Consider the following 11,795-nt stretch of genomic DNA (forward strand, 5'->3'; position numbering starts at 1 on the left):
GTGGTGCCGGGCCGCACTCGGCGGCCGGGCGGTTGCGATATCGATGGGGCCGGCGGCGCGGCCACCGGATCTCGCGGGGTCGCCGGGGTCACCGGCGGCGGGGCCCTGCGTCACCTGGGCCACCTCCCGTCGCCCCGGTCCACCGGACGGCGGGTGCCGAGGCCGGCGAGGGCGGCGTCGGCGGCGGCGTGGCCACTGCGCACGGCGCCCTCCATGGTCGCGGGCCAGCCGGTGGCGGTCCACGAGCCGGCCAGCAGCAGGCCGGGGACCTTCGTACGGGCCTGCGGACGCAGCGCGGCCGAGCCGGGGGCCGGATCGAAGGTGGCGGTGCGCTCGCGGGTGACGAAGAAGTCCAGCACCTCGGCGCCGCCGGCAGCCGGGAGCAGGCGGGCCAGCTCCGGCAGGTAGCGGCGGCGCAGCTCGGCGACCGGGAGTTCGATCTCGCTCTCCACGGCGGACTGGGACAGCGCCAGGTACTGGGCGCCGGGGTGGGACCGGCCGAGGTCCGTCCCGGCCAGCCCGGAGTGCCCGGTGCGGTCGAAGACCCACTGCACCGGCGAGCCGAGTGCGGCGAAGAACGGGCGGCGCAGCACCTTGCGGTCGTAGACCACGTGGACGTTGAGGATCGGCGCGGTGCCGAACTCCGTGAGCCGGTGCTGTCCGTCGATGGCCTCGGGCGGCAGCAGCGCGGCGGCGGCGTCCTGGGCGCCGGCCAGCACCACGGTGTCGGCGCTGAGCAGCTCGCCGCCCTCCAGGCGGACGGCGTGCTGCGGCGCGCCGGGCTTGAGCTCCGCCGCCCGGGCCCGCAGCCGTACCTTGACGCCGGCGCGCTCCAGCTCGGCGAGCGCGGCGTCGTGGTGGATCGCCCCGAGCGGGACGGCGGCCATGCCGATGTCGGAGGCGCCCGCGTCGGAGAGCAGTCCGGTCTTGAAGACCATCGCGGCCAGCGCCAGCGACACCTGGTCGGCCCGGGCGTTCAGGGTGGCGACGCCGACGAGGTCCCACATGGCGGCGAGGGTCCGCTCGTTCTGGCCGTTGCGGCGCAGCCAGTCACCGAACGAGACGGCGTCCAGCGCCGGGTCGGCGAGGTCCAGGCCCTGCAGGGCGAGGGCGCCGCGCACCACCCGGGCCCGGTCGGCCGGGCCGAGGTGCGGGTAGCGGGCCAGGCTGCCGGCCAGGTGCAGCGGGACGGGCAGGGCGGCCCTGCGCAGCCGGCCCAAGGTGCGCACGGGGGCGCCCGAGGGTCCGGAGACGCCGAGCACGGGGACGTCCAGCCGGTCCTGGAGGTGGACCAGGCGGTTCGCGCCGAGCCGCTCGATCAGGCCCCGGTAGGCGGTGCAGCAGCGCAGGTAGACGTGCTGGCCGTTGTCGACGGTCAGCTCGCCGCGCTGGAAGGAGAACGCCAGCCCGCCCAGTCGCGGGCGGCCCTCGACCAGGGTGACCCGGTGGTCGGCCTCGGCCAGCCGCAGCGCGGCGGTGATCCCGGCCAGGCCGCCGCCGACCACGACGGCGGCCGGGCGCGCGGCATCGGCTCGCCCGGTCATCGGCCCTCCCCCTCGCATCCGGCGCCGGGCCCGCTCGGGGCCGGCGCACTCGTGGTCGGCAGGGTCGTGGTCCCCACCGGCGTGGTCGACACGGCCCCACCCATCAGTGATTCCCCGCTGACACAGCGTGACAGAACTGCGGCGAGAATCAAGAACGCCCCCCGGCGAGCCCGGAAAGCGCGACATACGCCTTCTCCCAGCCCGGCAGCGAGACCCGGCCGCGCAGGACCGACTCCGGGTCGGCGGCGATCCGGCCGAGCAGCCGGTGGTAGATGCCGGCCATCGCCGCGGTGCAGGCCCGGCTGCGCCGGTCGAGCATCGGCAGCAGCCGCAGGCCCTCCTCGAAGGCGGCCTGGGCCCGGGCGGCCTCGAAGGACACCAGTCCGGTGAAGTCCGCGCCGACCGGCGGCCTGGGCAGCGCGAAGCCCTGCTCGCAGCCGAACCGGACCAGGTCCTCGGTGGGCAGGTAGGTGCGGCCGTTCAGGGCGTCCTCACGCAGGTCGCGCAGGATGTTGGTGAGCTGCAGCGCCAGGCCCAGGGTGTCGGCGTACTGCGCGCCGCGCTCCGGGTCGTCGCAGCCGTACACGCCGAGCGAGAGGCGGCCGATCGCGCCCGCCACGCAGCGGCAGTAGACCTTGAGCTCCTCGTACGTCTGGTACTCGGCGCCCTTGAGGTCCATCTCGACGCCGTCGATCAGCTCGTCGAAGCCGCCGAGCGGGATCGGGAAGCGCCGGGCGGCGTCCGCCAGGGCGACCTTGATCGGGTCGGTGTCGTCCTCGGCGACCACGCCCCTGCGGATCTCGTCGAGGAGTTCGCGGGTGCGCAGCAGGGCCTCGGCCTTGCGGTCGGCGGGGAGCTCGCCGTCGCCGATGTCGTCGACCCGGCGGGCCAGGGCGTACAGGGCCGACATGGCCAGCCGCTTCGGCTCGGGCAGCAGACGGATGCCGTAGCTGAAGTTGCGGGCCTGCAGGCCGGTCACTGCCTCGCAGTACCGGTACGCCGCCATGACCTGCGCCGACGCCAGTGGTGATGCCGCCACTCGGGCGTTCACCTTCCCTTCGCGAAGATGGCCGCCGCCTTCGCTGCGAGGCGGCGCTTGTCAGGCTTCGTCTGCTGGGCGAGCACGTCGTACCCGGCGGCCTCGATGGCCGCCAGGGCCGCGTAGCCGCCTGCGGTGAATCCCGCCAGGAGCAGTCGAAGCCTCCCCCGAACCGTACCTACCAATGGCGCACCCCGGTCGAGCAGGGTGCGGGCCCGGGCGACCTCGAAGGCGACCAGCTCGCGCACGGCGGCGCCGGCGACGGGGGCGGCGAGGTCCTCCTCGGTGACGCCGAAGCGGGCCAGGTCCTCGGCCGGGAGGTAGATCCGGCCGCAGGCCAGGTCCTCGGCGACGTCCTGGAGGTGTTCCACCACCTGGAGGGCGCTGCAGACGGCGTCGGAGAGCTCGATCCGCTCGGGGGTGGAGACGCCGGCGATGGACAGCACCAGGCGGCCGACCGGGTCGGCGGAGAGCGTGCAGTAGCCGATCAGGTCCTCGTAGCGGGCGTACCGGGTGGTGGTCTGGTCCACCCGGTTGGCCTCGATCAGTCGGCGGAACGGCTCCGGGGTCAGCCCGTGCCGGTCGACCAGCGGGACGAGGGCGCGCATCAGCGGGTGGCGGGGGGCCTCGGCGGCGGCGGGGTGCAGGGCCGACTCGAAGACGCGGTCGAGGTCCTGTTCCAGCCCGTCGAGCAGCGCGAGCCGGAACGCGACCTCCGCCGGACCGGGCGGGCCCGGCTGGGCCGAAGGGGTGGCGGCGGGCGTCGGGGGCGCCGTCTCGACGCCGAGCAGGCGGGCGGTGCCGGCCGGGTCGGCGAGGTCGCCGTCGCCGGAGTCGTCCACCAGCCGGGCGAAGCCGTAGACCGCCATCAGGTCGCCGCGCCAGGCGGCGGGCAGGAAGAACGGGGCGACCGGGAAGTTCTCCGCGTCCGCCTTGTGCAGCGTCCCATCCGCCGAACGCTCTGCTGACTCACTACTGGGCTGGGCCGAAGCCGACACTGCTGTCACTCCCCCGTTCTACACCGCTCTGAGCCGCCGACCCCACTCGGACACGCGTCCGATTCGGCCGCCACGCCCGGCACACCACTCCCCCGCATACAGCCTGACACCACCGGGCTCGCCCGAGAAGGGCGCCCCGCCCGGCGCACGGGGCGCTCACCCGCACAGCCGACGGCCGACCGGGCACCCCCGCTCGCCGGGGGCGCACGCCGCCCGGCCGCGGCAGCCCGGGCAGAGCACTTTGCAAACAGTTGGAAACTTTGCAAAGTTCCCGAGGGGGGTGCCACGAGGGTGCGGCGGTGCCCCCGGGCACTTTGCAAAGTGCCCGAAGTGCCCAAAGCACCCGGGAGGCCAGGGCGCCCCGGGCGGCACCGCCGTGCGTCCGGCACTTTGCAAAGTGTCGGACGCACGACAAGGGGCCGGTGCCGGGCGGATTCCCCGGCGCCGGCCCCTCGGTACGGGCCTGTTCGCGCTACGGGCGCTCGCCGCGCTCGTAGCGGCTCACGACCTCCTCGGTCGGGCCGTCCATCACCAGCTCGCCGGCCTCGATCCAGATGGTCCGCTCGCAGACCTCGCGGATCGAGCTGTTGTCGTGGCTGACCAGGAAGACCGTACCGGCGGAGCCGCGCAGCTCGTCGATCCGCTTCTTGCTGCGCTGCTGGAACGCCTGGTCGCCGGTGGCCAGCGCCTCGTCGATCAGCAGCACGTCGTGGGTCTTCGCCGCCGCGATGGAGAACCGCAGGCGGGCGCCCATCCCGGAGGAGTAGGTGCGCATCGGCAGGGAGATGAAGTCGCCCTTGTCGTTGATGCCCGAGAACTCGACGATGTCCTGGTAGCGCTCCCGCACCTGGGCCGGGGTCATCCCCATCGCCAGGCAGCCGAGGACGACGTTGCGCTCGCCGGTGAGCTCGTTCATCAGCGCCGCGTTGACGCCCAGCAGCGAGGGCTGGCCGTTGGTGTAGATGCCGCCCTTCTCGGTCGGCAGCAGGCCCGCGATGGCGGCCAGCATGGTCGACTTGCCGGAGCCGTTGGAGCCGATCAGACCGATCGCCTCGCCCTTGTACGCGGTGAAGCTGATCCCGCGCACCGCGTGCACCTCGCGGACGCCCGCGGAGCGCTTGCGGCTGAGGATGCGGCTGACGGCGGAGGTGGCGCTGCCCTTCCCGGAGCCGGCGCCGTGCACCCGGTAGACGATGTGCACGTCGTCGACGACGACGGTGGGCTCGCGGGCGACGTCGGCGTCCTGCACGGTCAGGCCCTTTCGCAGGTCGGTGTCAGCCACGGCCGTACTCCTCCTCGGCCTTCCAGAAGAAGACGTATCCGATCACGAACATCCCGACCGCCCAGGCGATGCCGTACGTCCACTGGTGCGGCGGGAACACCTGGTGCTGGGGGACGTGCTTGTTGTAGATGACCGGCGCGAAGGCGTGCCGGAGCAGGTCCATGTAGACCGAGGCCGGGTTGAACTGCATCACCTTCTGCCAGAACTCCGGCCAGGTGCTGATCTTGTCCTGGATGCTGAACATCACGCCGGAGAGGAACATCCAGGCGCGCATCGCGAACGGGATCAGCTGGGAGATGTCGCTGGTCTTGGCACCGACCCGCGCCATCACCAGGGCCACACCGGTGTTGAACAGCGACTGCAGGAGCAGCGCCGGGACCACCGCGAGCCAGGTCCGGCCCGGCTCGATACCGCTGGCCAGCACGACACCGACCAGCACGACCATCGAGATCAGCAGCTGCTGGAGCTGGATCACCGTGAAGGCGATCGGCAGCGAGGCCCGGGGGAAGTGCAGCGCGCGGATCAGCCCGAGGTTGTCGGAGATCGCCCGGGTGCCGGACTGCACCGCGTTCTGGGTGAACTGGAAGACGAAGACACCGATGCAGAGCCACGCGGTGTAGGTGCCGTCCGGGAACCCGTCCTTGCTCTTCAGGATCACACCGAAGACCAGGTAGAACACCGCGCAGTTCAGCAGCGGGGTCACGACCTGCCAGAGCTGGCCGAGCTTGGCGTCGGTGTACTGGGCCACCAGGCGGGCGGTGGCGAAGGCCCAGATGAAGTGCCGGCGGGCCCACAGCTGCTTGGAGTAGGCGACGAGGCCCGGTCGTCTGCCGCTGACCGCCAGACCGTACTTGTCCGCAAGCTGCTTGGGGGTCAGGCCCGCGTCCGCCCCCCTCGGGGCTGAGAGGCTGACGGGTTCACTCACTGTCGACACATTCGTCCTTCGCGCGGGATCGGGTCGGGGCGGCCGGTCGGCGGGGGTCCGCCGGCCTTGCGCCGAGGGGGATCCACTCGGATCACGGGGGAGTCCGGCCGGTGTGTGGTCACCGGCCGCTGCGATCGGACGACCGTACGACGTTTGAACCGCGCGGTTCAAATCACCGCATAGCCGCCCGACCATACGGTCAGATGACCGGCGGTCGGCCCAGCCTGGTCAGTCGCCAAACGGTACGCCATCGCATGGGCCGCCGCGTACCGCAGGGTTCGCGCCAGCCCGCCCGGAACCCGCCCCACCAGGCCTTCAGCGCCTCCGGAGAGGGGCGGCGGGCCAGGGTCAGCAGAAACCAGGTTCCCAGGTAGAGAGGCACCAACAGGGCCGGAAGGTTCCGCCTTGCGAGCCAAACCCTGTTCCGGGCCACGTTGTGGAAGTACGAGGCGTGCCGCGCGGGGGACGTGGTCGGGTGGTGCAGCACCACGTCCGCCCGGTAGTCGATGGCCCAGCCGGCATCCAGCGCGCGCCAGGCGAGGTCGGTCTCCTCGTGCGCGTAGAAGAACTCGGCGGGCAGCTGGCCGGCCTGCTCGAACACCGTGCAGCGCACGGCGCTGGCGCCGCCCAGGAAGGTGGTCACCCGGGAGGAGCGCAGCGGGTCGCTGGCGCGCAGCCGGGGGACGTGCCGGCGCTGGGTGACGCCGGTGTCGGGGTCGGCGATCCGGAAGCTGACGATGCCCAGCTCCGGGTCGGCGGCGAAGGCCTCGCGCAGCAGCCGAGCCGAGTCGGTGCCCGGCAGCCGGCCGTCGTCGTCCAGGAAGAGGACGGCGTCGACGTCCCGGCCGTCCTTGCCGAACAGCTCGATGCCGACGTTGCGCCCGCCGGGGATGCCGAGGTTCTCCGGCAGCTCGACGCCGCGCACGTCCGCCGGGAGCGGCGGCAGCGGGGCGCCGTTGCCGACCACGGCCAGCTCGACGGCCGGGCCCTCCTGGGCGCGGACGGACTCGATCAGGGCGTTCAGCTCGGCCGGGCGGTTGCCCATGGTGATGATGACCGCGCCGAGCCGGAAGTCGGCGGCGCCGGTCCGGGGGTGTTGCGTCACGGCGCTCACCGGAGCCTGCTGGACAGGACGATGCTCAGCAGGTGCAGCACGGTCTGCAGCATGGCGATCGCGGCCAGCACGACCACCGCGACGCGGGTGAAGAACAGACCGCCGTGGACGGCGTCGGCGATGCCGGCGGCGAGGATGAACAGCGAGGCCTCGACGGCGCCCACCAGGCGGTGGAACTTGAACAGGGAGGCCGCCCGGCGGGCCTTGGCCACTCCGGCCGAGCGCGGCACCGAGGCGCTGTCCTCGACCGCCGTCAGTCCGCTGCGGGCGCGGGCCACGTCGACCAGGTCCGTCTCGGACTTGATCAGGATGGCGCCGAGCGCGGCGAGGGTGCCGAGGAAGGCCCATTCCCAGTGCGAGGCGTCGCCGGCCTTGTGGAACAGGTCGCAGCCGCGCAGGCCGAGGCCGGTGAGCAGGGCCGCCTCGGACATGTAGTGGCCGACCCGGTCCAGGTAGACGCCGGTCAGCGAGGTCTGCCGGCGCCAGCGGGCGACCTCGCCGTCCACGCAGTCGAGCAGCAGGTAGACCTGGATGAGCAGGGCGCCGAGGACGGCGCCGGTGATGCCGGGGACGACCAGGGCGGCACCGGCCAGGATGCCGGTGAACATCATCAGGTAGGTCAGGCCGTTGGGCGTGATCGCCGTGACGGTGGAGAGCACGCGCGTGATCCGCAGCGAGATCTTCCGCATGTACAGGCGGCCCGCCCAGTGCTCGGCGCTTCGGCGCTGGAGCATGCCCTCCGGGTGGATGACCGAGCGGAGCTCCTCGATGGAGGGCCGACGGGTCAGGTCCACGGGGGGCGGGGTGGCGGTCTGGGTGCCCGTGGTGGAGGGGTCAGCTGTTGACGGCTTGGACATAGTCGGCGTACGCGTCCCTGATTGCTGATGGGGAGAGGTCGAGGTGCTCAAGGATGGTGAAGCGGCCCGGGCGGGTGTTCGGAGCGTAGTGCACCGCTTCGGTGAACTCCGCCTCGGTGAAGCCGATCTGAGCCGCGGTCACCGGCAGTCCGTGGCGCGCCAGGCGCTCCACGATCAGACCGGTCAGCTCGCGCTCGCCCCGCAGGAAGCTGGCGAAGGCGGCCCCGAGGCCGACCTGTTCGCCGTGCTGGGCGGACCGCTTGGGATACAGCACGTCCAGGGCATGCGAGATCTCGTGGCAGGCGCCCGACGAGGGCCGGGTGCTGCCCGCGATGTTCATCGCGATGCCGGACAGTACCAGGGCTTCCGCGAGGGCCGTGAGGAGGTCCTGATCCTGAAGGTTTCCTGGGTGTCGCAGCAGGTTCTCGCCCGCCGAGCGGGCCATCGCGACGGCCAGTCCGTCCACCGGCTCGCCGGTCTCGGCGTGGGAGAGTTCCCAGTCCGCGCAGGCCGAGATGTTGGAGACGACGTCGCCGATGCCGGCCGCGACGAAGCGGGGCGGGGCCTGGCGGATGACGTCGAGGTCGACGACGATCCCGATCGGGCCGGGCACGCCGTAGGAGCCCCGTCCGGCGTCGTTGTCCAGGGTGGAGACCGGGGAGCAGATGCCGTCGTGGGCGAGGTTGGTGGCGACCGCGACCAGCGGCAGGCCGACCCGGGCGGCGGCGTACTTGGCGGCGTCGATGATCTTGCCGCCGCCGAGGCCCACGATGGCGTCGTAGTGGCCGCCGCGCATCTCGTCGGCCAGCCGCACCGCGCTGTCCAGGCTGCCGTCCTGGACGTTGTACCAGTCGGCGCCGGGCAGGGCCGGCTCCAGGCGCTCGCGCAGCACCGTGCCCGAGCCGTTGCTGATCGCCACCGCGATCCGGCCGGAGGCGGACAGCCGCTGGTCGGCGAGGATGCCGGCCAGCGCGTCCAGCGCCCCGGCGCGGATCTCGACGAAGACCGGCGACGGAACCAGCCGGGTCAGTACTGGCACGCGATCTCCCGCGCCTTCGCCAGGTCGTCGTGGTTGTCGACCTCGACCCAGGAGACCTCGCCGATCGGCTGCACGGCGATCCGCAGGCCGCGGTCGACCATCTCCTGGTAGCCGTCCTCGTAGTAGAGCTGCGGGTCGCGCTCGTAGGTGGCGCGCAGGGCGTCGGTGAGGTCGGCGGCCGCGGAGGGGTTGATCACGGTGAGGCCGATGTACTCGCCGGTGGCCTCGGCCGGGTCCATCAGCTTGGTGATCCGCCGCATGCCGGTGGCCGGGTCGACGACGACCTTCATCTCCTCGTCGGCGAGCTTCTTCACCGTGTCGAGGGCGAGCAGGATGCCGGGGGTCTCGCCGGCCTCGACGAGGCGGCGGTTGCCCTCCAGCATGGTGGTCTGGACGGAGGCGGGGTGGACGGTGTCGCCGTTGGCCAGCAGCAGGCCCTCGGCGAAGAGCTCGCGGGCGCACCAGAGGGAGTAGGCGTTGTTCCACTCCTCGGCCTTGTCGTTCTCGACGAGGGTGAGCTTGACGCCGTACTTCCGCTCCAGGGCCGCCTTGCGGTCGTACACGGCCTCCTTGCGGTAGCCGACCACGATCGCCGCGTCGCGCAGGCCGACCTCGGCGAAGTTGGCGAGCGTGAGGTCCAGGATGGTCCGCTCCCCGTCGACCGGCACCAGCGCCTTGGGAAGGGTGTCGGTGTACGGGCGCAGCCGGCGGCCGGCGCCGGCTGCCAGAACGAGGCCGATCATGCGGTGTCTCCTGATCCGTCGTGCTGTGCGCTGGTGTGCCCGGCGTCCACGGGGTCGAGCCCTTCGGGTGGCGCGCCGGTCCCGCCGCAGATGCGGGCACCGTGTCGTATGTGATGGTAGGCGACCGTGGCGACCAGCCGGAACGCGGCCGGGGGGCTGTGCGCGGGGGCTGGGGGCCGGGGGGTCGCGCGGCGGGGCGAAGCGGTGTGGAGCGGCGCGGAGTGGTGTGGGTCGCCGTGATCGCCGTGGAGGAGGGGTGTCGCCGGGGTGGTCGTTCGGCCGGCGTCGGGCCGCTTTCCGGCCCCTGACCGAACGGACTCCGAACGCGTACCGAACTCTCCTGCTATTCCCATGGCCGGAATCGGCCCTGAAGCGCCATGATCCGCCCCGTTGTGCGTCGGACCCGTACGCACCGCCACCCATACGGCAGACTGGAGCCCGACGCCACCGGTGCTCCGACCGCCCCCGAAAGAGGCCTCATGCCCCAGAGTCCGCCGACCAACCCGACGCACTTCAGCGCGGAGATCGACACCGGTCTCGACGTGGAGACCGACCTCCCGGCCGCTGCGGCCGCCGCCGACTCCGCCGTCGGCTCGGGTCCGGGCTCCGTCTCCACCGAGATCCTGCTGGAGCTGGTCGACGACGAGGGTGCGACCATCGGCACCGCCGAGAAGCACTGGGCCCACCAGCAGCCCGGCCGGCTGCACCGGGCGTTCTCGGTGTTCCTCTTCGACCGGCAGGGCCGGCTGCTGCTCCAGCGCCGCGCGCTCGGCAAGTACCACTCCCCCGGTGTCTGGTCGAACACCTGCTGCGGCCACCCGTACCCGGACGAGCGCCCCTTCGTGGCGGCCGCCCGGCGCACCGCCGAGGAGCTGGGCGTCGCCCCGGCGCTGCTCTGCGAGGCCGGGACGGTGCGCTACGACCTCCCCGACGAGGCCTCCGGCCTGATCGAGCGGGAGTGGAACCACCTGTTCGTCGGCCTGGTCACCGCCCCGGTGGTGCCCGAACCGGACGAGGTCGACGACTACGCCTTCGTCAGCGCGCAGGAGCTGCGCGAGCTGCAGGCGGAGCGGCCGTTCTCGGTCTGGTTCCAGACCGTCTTCGAGGCGGCCCTGCCGGGGATCCGCGAGATCGCCGGCCACGACTGGTAGCAGAAGGCCCGCGGACGCGGGTTTGAGGACGGGCCCTAGGCGTCCGTCGCCGGGGGGACGGGCAGCGAGGCCCAGATCACCTTGCCGCCCTCCCCGGTCCGCTCCACGTCGCAGACCCCGCCGGCCTGCAGGGTCACGCTCTTCACCAGCAGCAGTCCGCGTCCGCCGGTCCGTCCGGTGTCGCTCTCCAGCGCCTTGGGCCGGTACGGGTCGCCGTCCTCGACCGACACCCGTACCCAGCCGCGCTGCACCAGCAGCTCCGTGGTCACCTCGGGGGACAGCTCCGCCGCATGGGTCACCGCGTTGCTCACCAGCTCCGAGACGATCAGCAGCAGGTCGTCCACCAGCTCCTGGTAGCGCACCCCGGCCATCCCCTGGGCCAGCAGCCGGTCCCGCACCGCGTGCCTGGTCCGCGGCACCGAGGCCGCCACGGCCGGCACCCGGAACCGCCACACCCCCTCGGCCGGTCCGGCCGCCCCCCGTCTCGGCTCGGCCTTCGCCGCCCCGCTGATCTGCTCCACGTCCAGCCGCCCTTCGTCCGCGACCCCGGGAATCAGGCGTTCCGCTCATGGCGCCCTTGGTCCACAGAGGCTAGGAGAGCGACCCCCGGCGCCGCGGCAGCGTCGACAACTTGCCCGTGTCGGACCACTCCTGTCGGATCCTGACCGCTCCCCGCGCCCAACCCGACCGCTTCCTTCCTCTTCCTTCCCTCCACGGCCCCGTCGGGCCCGGATCCCCCCGGCGGTCGGGCGGCGCTCCCACCGCCTCCCCACCGCCAAGAAACGCAGGTGAGAAGCACTCCAGAACCCTGGTAATGTTCTCTCTGTCGCCAAGGGGGCGCCGAGAGAAACCCCCGAAGCACACACCCTGTCCGGGTGGCGGAATGGCAGACGCGCTAGCTTGAGGTGCTAGTGCCCTTTATCGGGCGTGGGGGTTCAAGTCCCCCCTCGGACACCAAAGGAATTCCCCGTGAGGCTCTTGGAGCCCACGGGGAATTTCTGTTTTCCCTGTCCACAGTTGTCCGATATCCGGACACGAGACAGCAACGATCGGTGTGGTCTGAGCTCGATCTGAGGCTTTCGCCCGTTTCTTCCTCATAGGGT

General features: G+C 72.4%; 11 protein-coding genes and 1 tRNA gene. 2 read left to right on the forward strand and 10 right to left on the reverse strand.

Going from position 1 to position 11,795, the window contains the following annotated elements:
* Positions 1-110 precede the first annotated feature (110 nt).
* From hpnE to ACGFZP_RS11670, 9 genes are all read right to left on the reverse strand, one after another.
* A complete protein-coding gene (gene hpnE, locus ACGFZP_RS11630) occupies positions 111-1,544 on the reverse strand; it encodes a hydroxysqualene dehydroxylase HpnE (protein WP_392931141.1) in 1,434 nt (477 codons plus the stop codon).
* A gap of 148 nt (positions 1,545-1,692) precedes the next feature.
* Entirely contained in the window at positions 1,693-2,550 is an 858-nt protein-coding gene (hpnD, locus tag ACGFZP_RS11635) for a presqualene diphosphate synthase HpnD (RefSeq protein WP_392932212.1), read from the reverse strand.
* A gap of 41 nt (positions 2,551-2,591) precedes the next feature.
* A complete protein-coding gene (hpnC, locus tag ACGFZP_RS11640; RefSeq protein WP_392932214.1) occupies positions 2,592-3,581 on the reverse strand; it encodes a squalene synthase HpnC in 990 nt (329 codons plus the stop codon).
* A 472-nt stretch (positions 3,582-4,053) separates the two neighbouring features.
* Positions 4,054-4,863: an ABC transporter ATP-binding protein gene (locus ACGFZP_RS11645; RefSeq protein WP_392931143.1), complete on the reverse strand. Its 810-nt coding sequence runs from the start codon at positions 4,861-4,863 to the stop codon at positions 4,054-4,056.
* A complete protein-coding gene (locus tag ACGFZP_RS11650) occupies positions 4,856-5,797 on the reverse strand; it encodes an ABC transporter permease (protein WP_392931145.1) in 942 nt (313 codons plus the stop codon). The genes ACGFZP_RS11645 and ACGFZP_RS11650 overlap by 8 nt, the downstream gene beginning before the upstream one ends.
* 190 nt (positions 5,798-5,987) lie before the next feature.
* Positions 5,988-6,833, reverse strand: a complete 846-nt coding sequence (locus ACGFZP_RS11655) for a glycosyltransferase family 2 protein (protein WP_392932216.1) — start codon at positions 6,831-6,833, stop codon at positions 5,988-5,990.
* Between the two features lie 65 nt (positions 6,834-6,898).
* Complete coding sequence (locus ACGFZP_RS11660) at positions 6,899-7,636, reverse strand: CDP-alcohol phosphatidyltransferase family protein (protein ID WP_392932218.1); 738 nt, start codon at positions 7,634-7,636, stop codon at positions 6,899-6,901.
* A 100-nt stretch (positions 7,637-7,736) separates the two neighbouring features.
* Complete coding sequence (locus ACGFZP_RS11665; RefSeq protein WP_392931147.1) at positions 7,737-8,798, reverse strand: iron-containing alcohol dehydrogenase family protein; 1,062 nt, start codon at positions 8,796-8,798, stop codon at positions 7,737-7,739.
* Entirely contained in the window at positions 8,786-9,541 is a 756-nt protein-coding gene (locus ACGFZP_RS11670; protein WP_392931149.1) for a sugar phosphate nucleotidyltransferase, read from the reverse strand. Before ACGFZP_RS11670 ends, ACGFZP_RS11665 begins: the two co-directional genes overlap by 13 nt.
* Before the next feature lie 479 nt (positions 9,542-10,020).
* On the opposite strand from ACGFZP_RS11670, the gene idi reads away from it, so the two are divergent.
* Positions 10,021-10,692 carry an isopentenyl-diphosphate Delta-isomerase gene (idi, locus tag ACGFZP_RS11675; RefSeq protein WP_392931151.1) on the forward strand — a complete coding sequence of 224 codons (672 nt, stop codon included), beginning with the start codon at positions 10,021-10,023 and terminating at the stop codon, positions 10,690-10,692.
* Positions 10,693-10,727: 35 nt separating this feature from the next.
* On the opposite strand, the gene ACGFZP_RS11680 is transcribed toward idi, so the two are convergent.
* Positions 10,728-11,213, reverse strand: coding sequence for an ATP-binding protein (locus ACGFZP_RS11680; RefSeq protein ID WP_392931153.1), 486 nt, complete (start codon positions 11,211-11,213; stop codon positions 10,728-10,730).
* A gap of 348 nt (positions 11,214-11,561) precedes the next feature.
* Between ACGFZP_RS11680 and ACGFZP_RS11685 the strand changes: the two genes are divergently transcribed.
* A tRNA-Leu gene (locus ACGFZP_RS11685) sits at positions 11,562-11,649 on the forward strand.
* Positions 11,650-11,795: the final 146 nt, after the last annotated feature.

It is taken from the genome of Kitasatospora sp. NPDC048239 (assembly GCF_043202015.1).
Lineage (GTDB): Bacteria > Actinomycetota > Actinomycetes > Streptomycetales > Streptomycetaceae > Kitasatospora.